The organism is Xanthomonas sp. WHRI 7065, assembly GCF_040203115.2.
In the GTDB taxonomy this organism is placed as follows: domain Bacteria; phylum Pseudomonadota; class Gammaproteobacteria; order Xanthomonadales; family Xanthomonadaceae; genus Xanthomonas; species Xanthomonas arboricola.
Genome location: NZ_CP168194.1, coordinates 3,004,069 through 3,022,718, shown reverse-complemented (window position 1 = coordinate 3,022,718; position 18,650 = coordinate 3,004,069). Strand labels below are relative to the sequence as shown.

The 18,650-nt window shown below is 67.0% G+C and carries 16 protein-coding genes; 14 read left to right on the top strand and 2 right to left on the bottom strand.

Going from position 1 to position 18,650, the window contains the following annotated elements; all coding sequences use genetic code 11:
* Window positions 1-158 precede the first annotated feature (158 nt).
* From rsmD to ABQY64_RS12655, 6 genes are all read left to right on the top strand, one after another.
* The gene (gene rsmD, locus ABQY64_RS12680; RefSeq protein WP_349779299.1) at window positions 159-848 is read left to right on the top strand and encodes a 16S rRNA (guanine(966)-N(2))-methyltransferase RsmD; all 690 of its coding nucleotides are present in this window, start codon (window positions 159-161) and stop codon (window positions 846-848) included.
* Window positions 845-1,351, top strand: a complete 507-nt coding sequence (coaD, locus tag ABQY64_RS12675; protein WP_016903280.1) for a pantetheine-phosphate adenylyltransferase — start codon at window positions 845-847, stop codon at window positions 1,349-1,351. The genes rsmD and coaD overlap by 4 nt, the downstream gene beginning before the upstream one ends.
* 47 nt (window positions 1,352-1,398) lie before the next feature.
* Window positions 1,399-1,896 (top strand): hypothetical protein, encoded by a 498-nt coding sequence (locus tag ABQY64_RS12670; RefSeq protein WP_039516474.1) that lies wholly within the window; start codon window positions 1,399-1,401, stop codon window positions 1,894-1,896.
* A 231-nt stretch (window positions 1,897-2,127) separates the two neighbouring features.
* Window positions 2,128-2,412 (top strand): YfhL family 4Fe-4S dicluster ferredoxin, encoded by a 285-nt coding sequence (locus tag ABQY64_RS12665; RefSeq protein ID WP_003489796.1) that lies wholly within the window; start codon window positions 2,128-2,130, stop codon window positions 2,410-2,412.
* The gene (ggt, locus tag ABQY64_RS12660) at window positions 2,409-4,187 is read left to right on the top strand and encodes a gamma-glutamyltransferase (protein ID WP_349779300.1); all 1,779 of its coding nucleotides are present in this window, start codon (window positions 2,409-2,411) and stop codon (window positions 4,185-4,187) included. The genes ABQY64_RS12665 and ggt overlap by 4 nt, the downstream gene beginning before the upstream one ends.
* Window positions 4,188-4,435: 248 nt before the next feature.
* The gene (locus tag ABQY64_RS12655) at window positions 4,436-6,193 is read left to right on the top strand and encodes a glycoside hydrolase family 9 protein (protein ID WP_349779301.1); all 1,758 of its coding nucleotides are present in this window, start codon (window positions 4,436-4,438) and stop codon (window positions 6,191-6,193) included.
* Between the two features lie 305 nt (window positions 6,194-6,498).
* Here the strand turns inward: ABQY64_RS12655 and upp are convergent, their stop codons facing one another.
* Entirely contained in the window at window positions 6,499-7,131 is a 633-nt protein-coding gene (gene upp / locus ABQY64_RS12650; RefSeq protein WP_024940024.1) for a uracil phosphoribosyltransferase, read from the bottom strand.
* A gap of 151 nt (window positions 7,132-7,282) precedes the next feature.
* Here upp and ABQY64_RS12645 point away from each other — a divergent pair, with 151 nt between their 5' ends.
* The 4 genes from ABQY64_RS12645 to ABQY64_RS12630 all read left to right on the top strand — a co-directional run bounded on the left by ABQY64_RS12645 (window position 7,283) and on the right by ABQY64_RS12630 (window position 13,296).
* Window positions 7,283-9,844 carry a TonB-dependent receptor gene (locus ABQY64_RS12645; protein ID WP_349779302.1) on the top strand — a complete coding sequence of 854 codons (2,562 nt, stop codon included), beginning with the start codon at window positions 7,283-7,285 and terminating at the stop codon, window positions 9,842-9,844.
* On the top strand, window positions 9,841-10,977 hold the full coding sequence (locus tag ABQY64_RS12640; RefSeq protein ID WP_349779303.1) for a phytase: 1,137 nt from the start codon (window positions 9,841-9,843) through the stop codon (window positions 10,975-10,977). Before ABQY64_RS12645 ends, ABQY64_RS12640 begins: the two co-directional genes overlap by 4 nt.
* The gene (locus tag ABQY64_RS12635; RefSeq protein WP_349779304.1) at window positions 10,974-12,353 is read left to right on the top strand and encodes a metallophosphoesterase family protein; all 1,380 of its coding nucleotides are present in this window, start codon (window positions 10,974-10,976) and stop codon (window positions 12,351-12,353) included. The genes ABQY64_RS12640 and ABQY64_RS12635 overlap by 4 nt, the downstream gene beginning before the upstream one ends.
* 235 nt (window positions 12,354-12,588) lie before the next feature.
* Entirely contained in the window at window positions 12,589-13,296 is a 708-nt protein-coding gene (locus ABQY64_RS12630) for a glycosyltransferase family 32 protein (protein WP_047125170.1), read from the top strand.
* A gap of 253 nt (window positions 13,297-13,549) precedes the next feature.
* On the opposite strand, the gene ABQY64_RS12625 is transcribed toward ABQY64_RS12630, so the two are convergent.
* Window positions 13,550-15,046 carry an aminotransferase class III-fold pyridoxal phosphate-dependent enzyme gene (locus tag ABQY64_RS12625; RefSeq protein ID WP_349779305.1) on the bottom strand — a complete coding sequence of 499 codons (1,497 nt, stop codon included), beginning with the start codon at window positions 15,044-15,046 and terminating at the stop codon, window positions 13,550-13,552.
* A gap of 121 nt (window positions 15,047-15,167) precedes the next feature.
* Here ABQY64_RS12625 and ABQY64_RS12620 point away from each other — a divergent pair, with 121 nt between their 5' ends.
* The 4 genes from ABQY64_RS12620 to yajC all read left to right on the top strand — a co-directional run bounded on the left by ABQY64_RS12620 (window position 15,168) and on the right by yajC (window position 18,554).
* Window positions 15,168-15,599 (top strand): Lrp/AsnC family transcriptional regulator, encoded by a 432-nt coding sequence (locus ABQY64_RS12620; protein WP_016903291.1) that lies wholly within the window; start codon window positions 15,168-15,170, stop codon window positions 15,597-15,599.
* 172 nt (window positions 15,600-15,771) lie between these two features.
* The gene (gene queA / locus ABQY64_RS12615) at window positions 15,772-16,842 is read left to right on the top strand and encodes a tRNA preQ1(34) S-adenosylmethionine ribosyltransferase-isomerase QueA (RefSeq protein ID WP_349779306.1); all 1,071 of its coding nucleotides are present in this window, start codon (window positions 15,772-15,774) and stop codon (window positions 16,840-16,842) included.
* Between the two features lie 81 nt (window positions 16,843-16,923).
* Window positions 16,924-18,069 carry a tRNA guanosine(34) transglycosylase Tgt gene (tgt, locus tag ABQY64_RS12610; RefSeq protein WP_016903293.1) on the top strand — a complete coding sequence of 382 codons (1,146 nt, stop codon included), beginning with the start codon at window positions 16,924-16,926 and terminating at the stop codon, window positions 18,067-18,069.
* A gap of 131 nt (window positions 18,070-18,200) precedes the next feature.
* Window positions 18,201-18,554 carry a preprotein translocase subunit YajC gene (yajC, locus tag ABQY64_RS12605; RefSeq protein WP_016903294.1) on the top strand — a complete coding sequence of 118 codons (354 nt, stop codon included), beginning with the start codon at window positions 18,201-18,203 and terminating at the stop codon, window positions 18,552-18,554.
* Window positions 18,555-18,650: the final 96 nt, after the last annotated feature.

Below are 18,650 nucleotides of genomic sequence, written 5' to 3'. Positions count from 1 at the left end.
CATGGTGGCCCAGGCCGCAACGCGGCCGATGGCCTGGGGGATGAGGCCGTGTGGGGATTTTTCAAGGCGGGCGTGCGCCAGATGGCCTGCGTCCATGGCGATCGAGGAGGGCGGTTGCGGCGATCGCGGCGGTATCATGGCCGGCCAACCGTCCTGCCTTGAGCCATGTCGCCATTTGCGCTGCCGCCGTCCTGCACCCGTTCGTTCGCACCCGGCGCGTGGCGATGAGCCGCCCCGCACGGCCGGCGCCACGCGCCGCGGAAGGGCAGGTGCGCATCGTCGGCGGGCGCTGGCGCAATACCAAGCTGGCGGTGCCGGACCTGCCCGGCCTGCGCCCGAGCAGTGACCGCGTCCGCGAGACGGTGTTCAACTGGCTGATGCCGCGCCTGCCCGGCGCGCGCGTGCTGGACCTGTTTGCCGGGTCGGGTGCGCTGGGCCTGGAGGCGGTGTCGCGCGGCGCCGCGCACGCGACCCTGATCGAGCGCGACCCTGGCCTGGTGCAGCGCTTGCGCCAGCACGTGACCAGGCTGGATGCGGCCGATCAGGTGCAGGTGCTGCAGGAGGATGCGCTGCGCTGGCTGGAGCGTGCGCCGGTGGCGCAGGCCAGCATCGCGTTCGTCGACCCGCCGTTTGCCGCCGGGCTGTGGCCCAGCGTGCTGGAACGCCTGCCCGCGCACCTGAGCGCCGACGCCTGGCTGTACCTGGAAGGCCCGGCCGAGGTCCCGCCGCAGGTGCCGGCCGGCTGGCATCTGCACCGCGAAGGCGTCACCCAGCAGGTGCGCTATGCGCTGTACCGCCGGGCCGCTGCTACACTGAACGGCGATCCGACCCCGGTAGTTTCCGTATGAGCGTGGCCAATAGCCGCACCGCCGTCTATCCCGGTACCTTCGACCCGATCACCAACGGGCATATCGATCTGGTGAACCGCGCCGCGCCGTTGTTCGAGCGCGTGGTGGTCGGCGTGGCCTACAGCCCGTCCAAGGGCCCGGCCCTGCCGCTGGAGCGCCGCGTGGAGCTGGCCCAGGAAGCACTGGCCGCGCACGCCAATGTGGAAGTGCGCGGCTTCGACACGCTGCTGGCCCACTTCGTGCGCGACATGGGCGCCGGGGTGCTGTTGCGCGGCCTGCGCGCGGTATCCGACTTCGAATACGAATTCCAGATGGCCAGCATGAACCGCCATCTGATCCCGGAGGTGGAGACGCTGTTCCTTACCCCGGCCGAGCAGTACAGCTTCATCTCGTCCTCGCTGGTGCGCGAAATCGCGCGGCTGGGCGGGGACGTGTCCGGTTTCGTTCCGGCTTCGGTCGTCGAAGCCTTGCGGCAGGTGCGCGAGTCCCGCGCGCAGGCCTGATTCTCTAGCAGTCACATCACCACATGCTTTTCAAAGGGAGGAGTTTCATGAAACACACAATGCGCGCGCTGGTGCTCGCTTCGGTCGCTGCTCTGGCCGTCACCGCCTGCAAGAAGGAAGAGCCGGCACCGACCGCCGCCGCCGCTCCGGCTGCGCTGACCGCGCCGGCCAAGGACGACAACGCCGGCTGGAAGAAGTACCTGCAGGAAGTGGTCGGCCAGAACCTGGGCACCACCACCAACAGCCCGTTCCTGTATTACTTGCCGCCGGAGTCCGATGCCGAGTTCGCCGGCAGCTACGAGCGTCAGCTGGAAAGCGTCAAGACCGCACTCGCGCGTGGCGTGCAGCCGGGCAACATGCTGGCCTTCGGTTCGTCCGCCTCGACCAAGATGGCCGACCTGATCGACGCCGCGTTCAAGGACGTGCCGGCCGATTCGATGAAGGGCGTGCGCGTGCTGTTCATCGGCAATGCGGCCGAGAATGCGCGGGTGCAGGGCATCGTCCAGCCCAAGGGCGTGGAATACACCTTCGTTGAAGCCAAGTAATGCCGTACCAGGCCGGAGGCGCGGGAGGGCGCGTCCGGCCGCCGTGCGGGATCGCAGCATGCTGCTGATCCCGCACGCAGTCGGCGCCGGTCCGCTCGGACCGGTTGCCGGCCACGCGCATGGCGTTGTCCGTGCACCGCGCTACGCCCCGTGCGTCCGCTTCCGGCAGTACGTTGCGTTCCAGCGCCTGGCGTTGCATCGCGCCGCGCCACATCGCATGGTGGTGCCGATATGTCGCTGAAGATCAACGAGCTCTGTGTTAACTGCGATGTCTGCGAGCCGGCGTGCCCGAACCAGGCCATCTCGATGGGTGAAACCATCTACGTGATCGACCCGGCACGTTGCACCGAGTGCGTGGGCCATTTCGACGAAGCGCAATGCGTGGTGGTGTGCCCGGTCGAATGCATCGACCCGGATCCGGCGATACCGGAAACCCACGATCAACTGCTCGCCAAGCTCATGCAGCTGCAGCGCGACCACCCCGAACTGTACGAACAGGAGCCTCCCGCCCCGTGAGCATCTTTTCCCGACGTTTCTCTTCGCGCGGCCTGTTGCTGCTGGCCCTGGTGCTGGCACCGCCGGCCTGGGCTGCCGATGGCGCCAAGCCTGCAGCAGCCACGACCTCGCCGGTGGCGGGGCACCCGCCCGGTGCGGCGATTGCCAGCGGTCATGCGCTGGCCACCGATGCCGGCCTGCAGATCCTGCGCGAGGGCGGCAATGCGTTCGATGCGGCGATCGCGGTGTCGTCCACGCTGGCGGTGGTCGAGCCGATCAGCTCGGGGCTGGGTGGCGGAGGCTTCTTCCTGCTGCACGATGCCAAGACCGGCAAGGACGTGATGCTGGACGCGCGCGAGACCGCGCCCGAGTCGGCCAGCGAGGCGCAGTTCCTCGACAAGCAGGGCGCGCTGGACCGCGACCGCTCGGTCAATGGCCCCTGGTCGGCCGGTATTCCCGGGCTGCCTGCAGCGCTGGTGGAGCTGGCCACCAAGCACGGCCGGCTGCCGCTGAAGCAGTCGCTGGCGCCGTCGATCCGCATCGCCAGCGAAGGCTTCCCGGTGTATGCGCGCATGGCCAAGGGCTATGCTTCGCGGCGCGAGGTGATGGAACGTTATCCCGGCACACGCGAGGTGTATCTGCGCGGCGGCAAGCCGATTGCCGAAGGCGACATCTTCAAGCAGCCCGAGCTGGCGCATACCCTGCAGCTGCTCGGCGAGAAGGGCTTCGATGGCTTCTACAAGGGCGAAACCGCCAAGAAACTGCTGGCCGGCGTCAAGCAGGCCGGCGGGCAGTGGAAGGCCGCCGAGCTGTCCGGGTACCGGGTCAAGCAGCGCGCGCCGATCCAGTTCGATTACCGCGGCTGGAAGATCACCACCGCGCCGCCGCCGTCCTCCGGCGGGATCGCACTCGCCGCCATGCTGCAGATCCTGGAAGGCTGGGAGCTGGACACGCTCGACGATGCGCACCGTACCCATCTAGTGGTGGAAGCGATGCGCCGCGCCTACCGCGACCGCACCTTCTTCCTGGGCGACCCGGACTTTGTCGCCGTGCCGCAGCGCGTGCTGACCAGCAAGGATTACGCGCAAGGCCTGCGCGCCACGATCAACCCGGACAAGGCCACCCCCAGCGATCTGTTGTCGGGCAACCCGACCCCGCTGGAAGACGACGAGACCACGCACTTTTCCATCATCGACGGCGAGGGCAACCGCGTCGGCGCCACCCAGACCGTCAACCTGCTGTACGGCTCGGGCCTGATCCCCAAGGGCACCGGCGTCCTGCTCAACGACGAGATGGACGACTTCGCGCTCAAGCCGGGCACGCCCAATGCCTTCGGCGTGATGGGCTACGCGGCCAACGCGCCCAAGCCGGGCAAGCGCATGCTCAGCTCGATGACGCCGACCTTCATGGAATCGGCCGACAAGGTCGCGGTGATCGGCACCCCGGGTGGCAGCCGCATCATCACCATGGTGTTGCTCGGCATCCTGGGCTACGACGCCGGCCTGGACGCGCAGCAGGTCAGCGCCTTGCCGCGCTATCACCACCAGTGGCTGCCGGACGTGATCGAGGCCGAGAGCAACGCGTTCTCGCCACAGACCGCCAAGGCGCTGCAGGCGATGGGCCACGCGCTCAAGCTGCCGGGCGACACCGCCGAGGGCGGCCGCGGTTCCAGCCACGTCTGGGGCAACCTGCAGACGGTGCAATGGGACAAGCGCAGCAACGTGCTCACCGGCGGAAGCGACCCGCGCAACCCGGTGGGCAAGGCGCAGGTGCAGCTGGATGCGGCGGCGCGCTGATCGCTGATCGCTGATTGATCGAGATATGCCTGTCCTCGTAGGCGAGGGCAGGCATGGCCGCAAGGCAGCGGGTGTTGCCTGTTGCATTTGCCGCGCCGTGCCGGGGCATGGCCTGTGCGATGACGCGGTTGTCCGCAGGTGCTCGCCACCATCGATGCAGGCACGCGGCTGCAGCGATGCATTTCCACGCGGTTGGCTATGCCTGGATTGGACTTGTCGCCCTGTGCCAATGCGGCGACCATCGCGGCATGAACATTTTCCAGACTCTGCTCACCGGCATGGTGATCGCATCGCCCATCGCCGCCTGCGCGGCCGATACCACCGGCGACCAGACCGTAGCGGCAACGGGCGCTGCCATCCACGTCAATCAGCTCGGCTATCTGCCCGGCTCTGCCAAGCTTGCGGTGCTCGGATTGCCGCAAGGCGCGGCGCCCACCGCGGACCGTTTCACGGTCGAGGATGCGCAGGGCCGCCAGGTACTGGAGGGCAGGCTGCAGGCCGCCGCGCTGTGGACGCCGGCCGGGCAGCAGGCGCGGGTGGCGGATTTTTCCAGCCTGCGCGCGCCGGGCACCTACCGGTTGAAGATCGACGGGCAGCCGGCGTCCGATCCGTTCCCGATCGCGGCCAGCGCGTATCGGCCCGTACTCGACGCATCGCTCAAGGCGTTCTATTTCAATCGCGCCAGCACCGCGTTGCCGGCGCAGTTCGCCGGGCGCTATGCGCGTGCGGCCGGGCATCCGGATACGCAGGTGCGCATCCATCCGTCGGCGGCCTCGGCCACGCGCCCGGCCGACAGCGTGATCAGTGCGCCCAAGGGCTGGTACGACGCCGGTGACTACAACAAGTACATAGTCAATTCCGGCATCAGCACCTACACCTTGCTGGCCGCCTATGAGCAGTACCCGGCGCTGTTCAAGGCGCAGGCCCTGACCATCCCCGACGACGCGCCCAGCGTGCCCGGCATCCTGCAGGAGACCTGGTGGAATCTGGAATGGATGCTGGCCATGCAGGACCCGGCCGATGGCGGCGTGTACCACAAGCTCACCGACAAGCAGTTCGACGGATTGGTGATGCCGGACCAGGCTAAACAGCAACGCTACGTGGTGATGAAGGCCACCGCCGCCACGCTGGATTTCGCCGCAGTGATGGCGGCAGCCAGCCGCGTCTATGCGCCGTTCGACAAGCAGTATCCGGGCGCATCGGCGCGCATGTTGAACGCCGCGCGCAGTGCCTGGGCGTGGGCGCAGCAGCACCCGGATGTGATCTATCGCCAGCCCGACGACGTGCGCACCGGCGGCTACGACGACGCACAGGTGGACGACGAATTCGCCTGGGCCGCGGCCGAGCTGTACGTGAGCACGCGCGAGGACGGCTTCTACGACGCAATGATTGCGCGCAACGTACCGGCGAGCGTGCCGGGCTGGAGCAACGTCGGCGGCCTGGCCTGGATGTCGCTGGCCGAACATCGCGACACGCTCACCCCGCATGCCGATCGCGCACGCATTACGCGTGAGATCACCGGCCTGGCACAGCGTCTTGCCGATGAGTGGCAGGCCTCGCCATGGCGTCTGGCGATGACCGACACCGACTTCGTGTGGGGCAGCAATGCGGTGGTGCTCAACCGCGCGATGATGCTGATGCAGGGCTATCGGCTGACCCGGCAGCGGCCGTATCTGGATGCCGCGCAGTCGCAGCTGGATTACATCCTGGGGCGCAATCCGTTGGGCCTGTCGTTCGTCACCGGCGTCGGGCTGCGCAGCCCGATGCATATCCACCATCGCCCCTCCGAGGCCGACGGCATCGACGCCCCGGTGCCGGGCTGGCTGGCCGGTGGTCCGCAACCGGGCCAGCAGGACGCCAAGGACTGCAAGGTGGCGTACCCCTCCAAATTGCCGGCGCTGTCGTATCTGGACAACACCTGCAGTTACGCCAGCAACGAGGTGGCCATCAACTGGAACGCGCCGCTGGTGTATGTGAGTGCGGCGATCGAGGCGTCGACGCGCTGAGGTGGGCGTTTTTCAACGCAATGCCCGATGCCGCCGCCGTTCCTTCTCCCATCGGGAGAAGATGGCGCGTAGCGCCGGATGAGGGTGCGCCTCCGGGGAGCTACCAATGCCGGCAATGACAAACGCGTCGCCACGTTCCGTCAGAAGTGACTCCCCGACTGCTTCGCTCGACGGACCTTCACCCCAACCCCCACTGCGCGCCACGGCCCGCGCTTGCGGCGCGGGCGCTTCAAGACACGCGCGCCAATGGCGCGCAAGCGGTGTCTTCTCGCCCCGCAGGCAGAGGGGCGAGAAGACACCGCAGCTCACTCCACCCGCGTTCCGAAGATCCGGTCGCCTGCATCGCCCAGGCCGGGCAGGATGTAGCCCTTGTCGTTGAGGTGGTCGTCGATCGCTGCGGTGTAGACCTCCACATCCGGATGCACGGCTTCCAGTGCCTTGAGGCCTTCCGGTGCGGCGACCAGGAAGATGCCCTTGATCCGCCGCGCGCCGGCGCGCTTGAGCATGTCGATGGTGGCGATCAGCGTGCCGCCGGTGGCCAGCATCGGGTCCAGGATCAGTGCATCGCGCTCTTCCAGGCGGCCGGTGAGGCGTTCGAAGTAGGGCACCGGCTGCAGGGTTTCTTCGTCGCGCTGCAGGCCGACCACGCTCACGCGAGCGGCCGGGATCAGCGCCAGTACGCCGGGCAGCATGCCCAACCCTGCGCGCAGGATCGGCACCAGGGTGATTTTCGCGCCGGCAATCCGCTGCACGGTCACCGGGCCGGCCCAGCCGGGTTGCACGTGCGATTCGGTGTCCAGATTGGCGGTGGCCTCGTAGGCCAGCAGGGTGCCCAGCTCGGTGACCAGTTCGCGGAAGCCCTTGGTGCTCAAGGCGGCATCGCGCAGCAGACCGATCTTGTGCTGGACGAGGGGGTGACGCACTTCGACGATTTTCATGGGCAGCGACAGGCGGGAGAGACCCACAGTGTGCCGCAGCCAGCGGCAGCGTCGCCACACATTGCGCGTGATCGTGCTTGCATATGTCATGTCAGTGAAACGTCGTAGACATAGTGTGCCCACCCATTCTTAACCGATTGGGGAAGCACCCGTGTTGAACAAGACTCCGCTGTGCCTGGCGATCACGCTGACGTTGGCGGCGGCCGCGTGGAGCCCGCTTGCGCAGGCGGCCGAGGGTGCGGCAGCTGCCACCGGTGCGTCCGGCGCGGCGGCCATCGATCTGGAGCGCCTGGAAGTGCGCCCGCAGGTGGAATCGCAGGTGCGCGCAGTCGATCTCAAGCGTGGCTCCGATGCGATCCAGGATGCGGTGGCCTCCGATGCGATGGGCCGTTACCCCGACAAGAATGTTGCAGAATCCTTGCAGCGCCTGCCCGGCGTCAGCGTCACCCGCGATCAGGGCGAAGGCCGCTTCGTGGTGATCCGCGGCCTGGATTCGGCGCTCAACAGCGTCACCATCGACGGCATGACCATGGGCACGCCGGAAGACGGCACGCGCTCGGCACCGCTGGACGTGATTCCGTCCGACTCGACCGAACGCCTGAAGGTGGTCAAGTCGCCGACCCCGGACATGCCGGGCGATTCCATCGGCGGTGCGATCCAGGTCGAGTCCACCTCCGCGTTCGATCGCGATGGCCGCACGCTGCGCGGCTCGGTCGAAGGCAGCCACCAGTCGCTGTCGGGCAAGACCAGCCCCAAGGGCGCGTTCAATTACAGCGATATCTTCGACGGCACCTTCGGCGTCGCAGTGGGTGTGAACTACCAGGACCGCGAATTCGAATCCGACAATACCGAGGTGGCCTACGACAGCTTCGACGGCGGTGCGGCCGACGATCTGTTCGCCGGCGAGGTGCAGCGCCGCAAGTACTTCATCGAGCGCACCCGCATGGGCGCCAACCTCAATCTGGACTGGCGCCCGGACGCGGACAACCGCTATTACCTGCGCACGCTGTACAGCCGCTTCGACGATGCCGAAACCCGCCAGCGCACCATCTTCGGCCTGGCCGATGGGCAGGTCAGCGCCAATGGCGATGGCACCTACGAGGTGGCCGATCTGCCGGCCGATTCCATCTCCAAGCGCGTGCGCTACCGCACCAAGAAGGAGGACACCATGGCCTTGAGCGTGGGCGGTGAAAACCGTCTGAGCGCGGCCACGGTGGATTACAAGCTGGGCTACACCAAGACCACCGAGCGCGTGAACGACGAGATGGAAGCGCGCTTCAACTATGACGGCGACGATCTGTCGGCGACGGTCGACCAGAACAGCGGCATTCCGCGCCTGGGCTTTTCCGATAACGGCTGGCAGAGCAACGACGATTTCGTGTTCGACCGCTTCGTGCTTGCGCCCAAGCGGGTGGACGACAGCGAGCGCAGCGCGCAGATCAACGTGCGCTTCGACGGCGAGCATTCCAGCCTGAAGATGGGTGTGCTCGGCCGCTGGCGCGAGCGCGATGTCAATGTGGACGAAAGCGAGCTGCGTCGCGGGCCGGCGATCGATCTGAGCGACTGGACCACCGCCGCGCCGGAACACCGCGGCGGTACCCTGGGCGAAAGCATCGGCTCGGACGGCATGCGCCGTTACTGGAACACCTCCGGCAATCTGTACAGTGCGCGCCCGCAGGATGTCGGCGGCAATCTGCAGACCTCGCTGCAGGACGATTACAAGGCCACCGAAGATGTGTTCGCCACCTATGTGATGGGCACCTGGGACATCGGCGCGCTGCGCGCGATTGCCGGTGTGCGCGTGGAAAACACCCAGTTTGACGCCACCGGCAATCAGGTCGACGTGGCCGAGAACGGCCGCACCGCCACGGTGACGCCACGCGAAGCCTCCAGCAGATACACCAATGTGCTGCCTGGCCTGCATCTGCGCTACGACACCGGCAACGACTGGGTGCTGCGGTTTGCCGCCAACAAGACCTTGTCGCGGCCTGCATTCGGCGATGTCTCCCCGCGCGTGAGCATCAATCGCGGCGACAACGAGGTGAACGTCGGCAGCCCCGATCTCGATCCGTATCGCTCTACCAACCTGGACCTGTCGTTCGAAAAGTACATCGGCAGCACCGGCCTGATCTCGCTGGGCGTGTTCAACAAGTCGATCGACGACTACATCGTGCAGACCATCAGCACCAACGATGCCGAGTTCCCCGACCTGCAGGTCACGCGCTCGATCAACGGCGACACTGCCAAGGTGCGTGGCGCCGAATTCAACTGGCAGCAAGCGCTGGACTTCCTGCCCGAAGGCTGGAACGGCCTGCTGGTCGGCGCCAGCGCCACCGTGCTGGACAGCGACTTCGATCCCGGCCTGAGCGATCGCGCCGGCGAGGACTTCACCTTGCCGCGCTCGTCCAAGCGCATCTACAGCGGCCACCTGGGCTACGAAAAATACGGCTTCAGTGCGCGGGTTGCGGCGGTGTACCGCAGCGAGTACCTGGACACCATCGGCGAAAGCCGCGCGTACGATATCTATGTCGCCCCGCATACCCAGCTGGATTTCAGCATGAATTACCAATTCAACAGCCACGTCAGCCTGTATCTGGAAGCGCAGAATCTGCTGGACGAACCGCTGGAGCTGTACCAAGGCGTGCCCTCGCGCACGCTGCAGAACGAAGAATACGGCCGCACCTATGCGCTCGGCCTGAAGGTGGCACTGTGATTGCAACACGCGCGCTGCTCCAAACAACGTTACTCCACACCACGCTGCTCGCCAGCGCGCTGGCGCTGACCGCCTGCGCCAGCGCACCGGTCGACCGCGAAGCCGACGAGGCATTGCTGAAAGACCCCTTGCTCAGCGAGGCCAAGGTGGCACATGAAGTAGTGCCGGAAGCCTTCATCACCGCGTTGACCCCGGCCGACAATCTGGATTCGCCGGCCAGCTGGAGTGCGCCCGATGGCCGCCGCTGGTTGATCGCCACCGCCAAGGCCACGCATGCGCTGGTGGTGTTCGATGGCGATAGCGGCAAGCGCCTGCGCGTGGTCGGCGGCAAGGGCAAGGCGCTGGGCAAGCTGGATCGCCCCAACGGGATTTCGGTGGTCGACGATCTGGTGTTCGTGGTCGAGCGCGACAATCGCCGCGTGCAGGTGTTTGCGCTGCCCGACTTCAAGCCGCTGACCAGCTTCGGCCAGGACGAATTGCGCGAGCCCTACGGCCTGTGGGTGCGCAAGCACGACGACGGCTACGAGGTGGTGGTCAGCGACAACTACATGTCGCCGGCCAACAAGGATGTGCCGCCGCCGGTGGCCGAACTCGGTCAACGCTTTCGTCGCTATCAATTGAGCGCTGCGGGGCAGGGCTGGCAATCGCGGCTGACGCAAAGCTTCGGCGATACCAGCGACGCGGGCGCGATCCGGATCGCCGAGTCGGTGTTCGGCGATGAAGCGCATGCGCGCCTGATGATTGCCGAAGAAGATGTCGCCGTGGGTACGCAGTTGCGCGAATACGGCATGGACGGACGCTACCGCGGCCGCAATGTCGGCAGCGGCCTGTTCAAGGCACAGGCCGAAGGCATGACGCTGTTCGCATGCAAGGACGGCAGCGGCTACTGGATCGCCACCGATCAGTTCAAGGACCGCAGCGTGTTCCAGGTATTCGATCGCCAGAGCCTGGCGCATGTCGGTGCCTTCGCTGGCCGGGTGACCGCCAATACCGACGGCGTGTGGCTGGATCAACGCGGCGATGCGCGCTTTCCGGGCGGGGTGTTCTACGCACTGCATGACGACCAGGCGGTGGCGGCATTCGACTGGCGCGATATCGCACGCACGCTGCGCCTGAAAGAGTGCGCGCCATGAGCGCTGCACGTGCGGCGCTGTCTGCAGCGCTGTTGCTGGTGGCGATGGCGGGCACGCGATCGTTCGCCGCCGAGCGCGCCGCCGAACCGAATACGCAGGTGCCGGCGGGCTCCACCCACTATGTTGCCGATGGCTTCCCGGACCGCATCGTCGCCACGCCTGCGCAGGCGGCGGCGACCGGTTTCGCGGTGGCCTGGCGTACCGATGCCAGCGTCGATCAGCCGTGGCTGGAACTGGTGGTTGCCGGCGACTCGCCCGACGTGGGTACGCCGCGCCGTATCCGCGCCAGCACCGCCACGCTGGCCAGCGAAAACGGCAGCTCGCACCACCACCGCGTCGATATCGACGGGCTGAAGCCGGACACGTTGTACGCCTACCGCGTGCAGGGCCACCGCACCTGGGGCGCGTGGAATCATTTCCGCACCGCCGCCAGCCCGGACACGCCGCTGACGCTGCTGTACTTCGGCGACACCCAGAACAAGAACCTCAGCCTGGTCTCGCGGGTGATCCGCCAGGCCTGGCGCTCGGCACCGGACGCCAGGCTGGCGCTGTTCGCCGGCGATCTGGTCAGCGGCAAGGACGGCCAGGATGACAACGAGTGGGCCGAGTGGTTCGAAGCCGGGCGCTGGTTGCTGGAAGGCACCGCAGTGGCGCCGGCGCCGGGCAATCACGAATATCACGAGGAGGGCGAAGATACCCCGCAGGCCACGCGCACGCTCGGCAACCACTGGCCGGTGACCTTCGCCCTGCCGCGCAACGGGCCGTCGGCCACAGCGCGCACCAGCTACTGGTTCGACTATCAGGGCGTGCGCATCGCCGTGCTGGACGGCACCTCGGTGCTGGATCTGGGCACCGGCCCGGCACAGGCGCAGTGGCTGGACACGGTGCTGGCCGACAACCCGCACCCGTGGTCGATCGTGCTGATCCACCAGCCGTTCTTTTCCCCGCGCGCCGATCGCGAGAACCAGAAGCTGGTCGAGCAGGTGCTGCCGGTGATCCGCCGCCACAAGGTCGATCTGGTGCTACAGGGCCACGACCACACCTACGGCCGGCGCGGCGATGACGCAGGGCAGGCGACGCCGGTGTTCGTGGTCTCGGTGGCCGGGCCCAAGCAATACCGTCTCTCGGACATGGCGCGCAAGACCATGCGTCCGGTCGGCGAAGACACCCAGCTCTATCAGGTGCTTCGCATCGACAACCAGAAGTTGCGTTACGAGTCGCGCACCGCCACCGGACGTCTCTACGATGCGTTCGAGCTGGAGCGCGGCAGCGATGGCGGCAAGCGGCTGGTGGAGCAGGAAGCCGGGCGCATCGCACCGCGCGATTGCCCGCGCAGCGCAACCCTGAAGGAACGCGCGGACCGGTGCTGGGAGTGAGGTGAGATGACAGCAGCGTGGCGAGGCCAGCCGTGCGGGATGAGGAGGCTGTGAGCGAACTTCGGTTCTGGATTGATTCTGCAAATCGGCGGTAGGCGTAACCATTTAAAATTGTGAATTACGTCACACTAATAATGGGACTACTGTTACGGCTGACCGGAGCTCCATCCGGGTAGCCGGCTTCGGTGCGGTGCTTCGGTGGAGGTCTGGTTCCCCCAGCCCCCGAGAGCCCCCCATGATTCCCCACGTGTTCCATCTCACTGCGCCGACCAAGCACCTGCTCTGGGAAGAGCGCAAGATCCGGGCCCGCCTGCAGCGGCTGTTGCCGGGCTGGACCTGCCATGTCTGGGACGACGCCGACAACTCCGCACTGATGCGTCGCGCGTTCCCGGAATTCGCCGATCGCTACGAGGCGATACGCTTCGGTGTGATGAAGGCCGACATCGCCCGCTGCGCCTATATGCATAGCTACGGCGGGTTCTATTTCGACACCGACTACAAGCTGCTGCGCACGCTTGGCGCGGACGTACTGGCACAGCAATGCGTGCTGCCGATCGAAGAGGGCGCGCCCGGCAACGAGCAGTTCAAGATCGGCAATGCCGTGTTCGGCTCGGAGGCAGGGCATCCGTTCTGGCGCGCCTTCATCGAGCACATCTTCACCACGCATGCGCCCGAGACGCTGGAAGACCACCGGCAGATTCCGATGATCTCCGGCCCGCGCGGCTTGACGCGTTTCTACAACGCGCACGCCGGCGAGTTTGCCGGCATCGTGTTCCCGGCGCGCGATGCCTTCCATCCGGATCGCACTTGGTTCGGGCTCGGCCACCGTGGCGGCACCGTCGCGGTGGGCTCGCACCTGTGCTGGGCGTCCTGGCGCGGCAAGTCGCCACGCCGGGCCGTGACCAATTACCTGCGCCGCAAGCTGAGCGCCGTGCCGATCTGACCCGGCCGGGCTGCACATCGCCGCGCGCGACGGCAGGGACGCGCGGTAAGCTTCGGGGCGGCCGCGCGACTGTCCGAGGCGCGCAAGTAATGCCTGCGTCGCCTTGACTTCAAGCGGCTCACAAAACCACGGCGCTCACCGATCAGTGAGCGCAGCCGGTACTCGGAATCGGCGTACACCGCTCGGATACCGAAGTTCCTACGCGCCGTCCGCTACAACCTGGGGACGGCTCGCCACGTTCGGTTGGTGGCTCTCAGGCCGCCTCGGCCTGGGCCTGGCGCGGACCTTCCTTCAGTGCACGCGCGATCAACCCGACCAGCAGATCGAGCTCGTCTTCGTCCATCGCAAAGTGCGGGGTGAAGCGCAGCGAATTCTCGCCGCCATGGATGACGTTGACGCCGCGATGGCGCAGCCACTCTTCGGTGGAACCGGCGCCATAGCACTTGAATTGCGGCGCCAGTTCGCAGGAGAACAGCAAGCCGGTGCCCTGCACCTTGGTGATCAAACCGCCCAGCTCGGACTGCAGTGCCTGCAGCTTGGCGATCGCCTGCACGCCGCGGGTGCGGATGTTTTCGCGCACCTGCGGGGTGAACAACGCCAGCGTGGCGCAGGCGACATCCAGCGCACGCGGATTGGTGGTCATGGTGTTGCCGTAGGTGCCCTTGCGGTACACCTGCGCGGCGTGTTCGGTCACCGCCAGCACCGACAGCGGGTACTGCGCGGCGTTGAGCGCCTTGGAATAGGTCTCCAGATCCGGCGGGTCGAGCTGCTCGAAGCCGGGGTAATCCACCACCGACAGCACGCCGTGCGCGCGCAGACCGGCCTGGATCGAATCCACCAGCAGCAGGCTGCCATGCAGGCGGGTCAGTTCGCGCGCCGCGCCATAGAACGCGGCCGGCAACGCGCGGCCCGGGTCGCCTTCGCCCATCACCGGCTCCAGGAACACTGCCTCGATGAACCAGTGATTGCGCGCGGCCTCGTCAAAGGCGCGCTGCAGCGCCGCCACGTCGTACGGCGCGATCGCGATCACCGAGTCTTCGTCGCGGTAACTGGCCAGGTACTTGGTGTAGGTCTTGCGGCTGGAATCGGAATACAGGCCGGGGCGGTCGGTACGGCCATGGAAGCTGCCCTTGACCACCACGCGCTTGATGCTGGCACCGGCGTGACGCGCGCCCGGGTCGGTGTGCAGCTTGGCGTTGGTGTCGACGATGCGCGCGGCCAGGCCGACCGCTTCGGAGCCCGAATTGAGACACATGAAGCGTGCGAATGGACAGCCGCCGCGGGTATGGCCGATCTCGGCGCGCAGGGCGCGGTCGAGCCGGCGCTGCGCCAAGCTGGGGGTCATCACGTTGGCCATCACCTGCGGACGCGCCATCGCCTCGAGCACCGGCGCGGGGGTGTGGCCGAAGCCAAGCATGCCGTAGCCGCCGGCGTCGTACAGCACCGCGCCCTTGAGCGTGATCACCCAGGGCCCGCGCGCGGCCAGTGCCACGTACGGGGTCACCGCATCGTCGGCATAGAAGTTGATGAAGCCGTCCTGCACCGCACTGATCTGGGCGTCTTCGTCCAGGTCCAGCAGGTCGGCGGCCTCCGCGCGCACCTGCGCGTACTCGGCGGCGGCGGCGTCGATGGCACGTGCCAGATCCGGGTGGTTGGCGGCCAGACGCGCGATGCTGGCATCGTCCAGGCCATCGGTCAGGCGGCGGCCGGCGTGGGCACGCAGCGGGGCGAGCGGGGCGAGGACGGACATGGCGCATCTCCTGCAAGGTGGCGTTCCCTTCCTATTATCGGCAGAAGATCGGCGTTTGGCAGCGTGAATCCGGGCAGGAAGTCGGGTATTTTCGTCGAATCGACGAAGCAATTGGGCAAAAGTGAAAATCACTCCCTCCGACGAACGCCTGCTGTCGCTGCTGCGCGAGGACGCGCGCGCCTCCACCGCGCAGATTGCGCGCCGGCTCGGGCTGTCGCGTACCACCGTGCAGAGCCGGATCGAAAAACTCGAACGCGACGGCGTGATCAGCGGCTACACCGTGCGCACCCACGACGCCTACGAACAGGGCCGCATCCGCGCGCATATCCTGATCACCGTGCTGCCCAAGAAGATGCCGGCCGTGGTCAAGGCGCTGCGCGATATCCCGCAGGTGCGCCTGCTGCACTCGGTCAGCGGCGCCTACGACCTGATCGCCCTGGGCGTGGTCGGCGGCGTCAACGAGATGGACGTACTCACCGACGCCATCGGCGCGATCGACGGCGTCGAGCGCACGACGACGTCGATCATTTTGTCAACGAAATTTGAGCGGTGAGAGGCGGGGAATCGGGAGTAGGGAATCGGGAATCGGGAATCGGGAGAGCTTGATCCGGTGACCGGGGCCCTTACTGCGCAAAGCGGCCCGCTTTTACGATTCCCGATTCCCGGTTCTCCATTCCCCGCCGCAGTTACAATATTCGGCTCCTCAGCCATCCGATCCTGCGGCCTTGAAGAAGTCCGATTTCAACTATTCGCTGCCCGACGAGCTGATCGCCCAGGCGCCGTTGGCCGAGCGGGCAGCCAGCCGCTTGCTGGTGGTGCCGCCGTCGCCGCAGGCGCTGGTCGACCGGCAGGTGCGGGATCTGCCCGAGCTGCTGCAGCCGGGCGATCTGCTGATCTTCAACGATACCCGGGTGATTCCGGCGCGGCTGTTCGGGCAGAAGGCCAGTGGCGGGCGGGTGGAAATCCTGATCGAGCGCCTGCTCGGCGAGCGCGAGGCGCGGGTGCAGATCGGCGCCAGCAAGTCGCCCAAGGCCGGCAGTTGGATCGCGCTGGATGCCGGCGGCCAGGCCGAGGTGCTGGGCCGCGACGGCGAGTTCTATCTGCTGCGCTTCGAGATCCCCACACCGCTGGAGCACTGGCTGCTGGAAGCCGGGCGCCTGCCGCTGCCGCCGTACATCCGCCGCGAGCCGGGAGTGGAAGACCGCGAGCGCTACCAGACCGTGTTCGCGCGCGAAGTCGGCGCGGTGGCCGCCCCCACCGCCGGCCTGCATTTCGACGAGGCATTGCTGGCGCGCCTGCGCGAGCGCGGGGTGGAGTTCGGCCATGTCACCCTGCATGTGGGTGCCGGCACCTTCCAGCCGGTGCGCGTGGATGCGCTCGACCAGCACGTGATGCACACCGAGTGGCTCAACGTCGGCGCCGCGCTGGTCGAGCAGGTGCGCCGCACCCGGGCACGCGGTGGCCGGGTGATTGCGGTGGGAACAACGGTGGTGCGCTCGCTGGAAAGCGCCTGGCGCACCACCGATGCCGCACCCGAGGGCGAACTGCTGCCATTCGCCGGCGAAACCCAGATCTTCATCCTGCCCGGCTACCGCATCCGCAGCGTCGATGCGATGGTCACCAACTTCCATCTGCCCGAAAGCACGCTGCTGATGATGGTCTCGGCCTTCGCCGGCCGCGAGCGCATCTTCGCCGCCTATCAACACGCCATCGAACAGCGCTATCGCTTCTTTTCCTACGGCGATGCGATGTTGCTGTGGAGCAGGGAATCGGGAATCGGGAATGGAGAATCGTAAGGCAGTACCCGCCGAACGATCAGTCACCTGCCAACCGCTCTTCCGATTCCCAAATCCCGATTCCCCATTCCCGGCCCCTCAATGTCCCGACTCCAGTTCCAGCTCCAAGCCACCGACGGCCATGCCCGGCGTGGGCGTCTGACTTTTCCGCGTGGCACCGTCGAGACGCCGGCGTTCATGCCGGTGGGCACCTATGGCTCGGTCAAGGGCATCCTTCCCGAGCAGATCCGCGCGCTGGGGGCGGAGATCATCCTGGGCAATACCTTCCACCTGTATCTGCGCCCGGGCCTGGATGTGATCGGCGATCACGGCGGCTTGCACGGGTTTGCGCGCTGGGACGGGCCGATCCTCACCGATTCGGGCGGGTTCCAGGTGTTTTCGCTGGCGCATCGCCGCAAGATCACCGAGCAGGGCGTGACCTTCGCCTCGCCCACCGATGGTGCGCGGGTGTTCCTGGGTCCGGAAGAGAGCATGCAGATCCAGAAGGTGCTCGATTCGGACATCGTGATGATCTTCGACGAATGCACGCCGTACCCGGCCACCGAAGAGGTGGCGCGGCGCTCGATGGAGCTGAGCCTGCGCTGGGCGCAGCGCTCGCGGCAGGCGCATGACGGGCTGGGCAACGACGCGGCGCTGTTCGGCATCGTGCAGGGCGGGGTGCATCCGGACCTGCGCAGCCGCTCGCTGGACGGGCTGCAGGGTATCGGGTTCGACGGCTACGCCATCGGCGGGCTGGCGGTGGGCGAGCCGGAGCATGAGCGCAACGCGATGCTGGAACACCTGCATCCGCGCCTGCCGGCCGACCGCCCACGTTACCTGATGGGGGTGGGCCGGCCGGAGGACCTGGTCGAAGGCGTGGCACGTGGCGTGGACATGTTCGACTGCGTGATGCCCACCCGCAATGCGCGCAACGGGCATTACTTCACCTCCTTCGGCACCGTGCGCATCCGCAACGCCAAGTACGAGCGCGACCTGGACACCATCGAGCCGGGCTGCGGCTGCCATGCCTGCAGCAGCGGCTACACACGTTCCTACCTGCGCCATCTGGACCGCTGCAACGAGATGCTGGCGCCGATGCTGGGCACCCTGCACAACCTCTGGTACTACGAGAAGTTGATGGCCGACCTGCGCGCGGCGATCGCCTCGGGAACCTTTGCCGAGTTCCGGCGGTCCTTCTATGCGGCACGCGGCGCCATCACGCCGCCGTTGCCGGGGGAAACCAGCTGAGACCGGCCGTCCGCGCTCTTGCGCGGACGGTTTGGAACCTGCATGGCATAATTCCCGGCTGTTCCGCTCCGGCGGTACCTGAATAGCGAGCGGCCGGTTGGCGCGCTGGCACCCAAACTAGGATGCACTGAATGAATCTGCTCGATTTCCTGATCCCCGTCGCCCAGGCGCAGGCCACTGGCGGCGCGCCGGCGCCCGGCCCGATGGGAGGCCTGTCCACCTTCGCGCTGCCGATCATCCTGATCGCGGTCATGTACTTCCTGATGATCCGCCCGCAGATGAAGCGGCAGAAGGAGCACAAGTCGCTGCTGGACAAGCTGGCGCGTGGCGACGAAGTCATCACCTCCGGCGGCGTGGCGGGCGTGATCACCGATATCGGCGACAACTTCATCACCGTGGAAGTGGCCGACAACGTGCGCATCCGCGTGCAGAAGAGTGCCGTGGGCCACGTGCTGCCCAAGGGCACGCTGAAGTCTGCCAACTAAGCGGCAACCAATCCGCTGCGCCCACTGTCAGGTGGGCGCAGTGGGTGCCGCGAACCGGCGTTGACCGCCGCATCCACCTGACGACCGCTGGCGACG

Coding starts and splice junctions, on each gene's coding strand:
- upp (WP_024940024.1), bottom strand. CDS start 7,131: ATGAAAATCGTCGAAGTGCGTCACCCCCTCGTCCAGCACAAGATCGGT.
- ABQY64_RS12625 (WP_349779305.1), bottom strand. CDS start 15,046: ATGTCCGTCCTCGCCCCGCTCGCCCCGCTGCGTGCCCACGCCGGCCGC.
- ABQY64_RS12630 (WP_047125170.1), top strand. CDS start 12,589: ATGATTCCCCACGTGTTCCATCTCACTGCGCCGACCAAGCACCTGCTC.
- ABQY64_RS12670 (WP_039516474.1), top strand. CDS start 1,399: ATGAAACACACAATGCGCGCGCTGGTGCTCGCTTCGGTCGCTGCTCTG.
- ABQY64_RS12635 (WP_349779304.1), top strand. CDS start 10,974: ATGAGCGCTGCACGTGCGGCGCTGTCTGCAGCGCTGTTGCTGGTGGCG.
- ABQY64_RS12665 (WP_003489796.1), top strand. CDS start 2,128: ATGTCGCTGAAGATCAACGAGCTCTGTGTTAACTGCGATGTCTGCGAG.
- ABQY64_RS12655 (WP_349779301.1), top strand. CDS start 4,436: ATGAACATTTTCCAGACTCTGCTCACCGGCATGGTGATCGCATCGCCC.
- yajC (WP_016903294.1), top strand. CDS start 18,201: ATGAATCTGCTCGATTTCCTGATCCCCGTCGCCCAGGCGCAGGCCACT.
- coaD (WP_016903280.1), top strand. CDS start 845: ATGAGCGTGGCCAATAGCCGCACCGCCGTCTATCCCGGTACCTTCGAC.
- tgt (WP_016903293.1), top strand. CDS start 16,924: ATGTCCCGACTCCAGTTCCAGCTCCAAGCCACCGACGGCCATGCCCGG.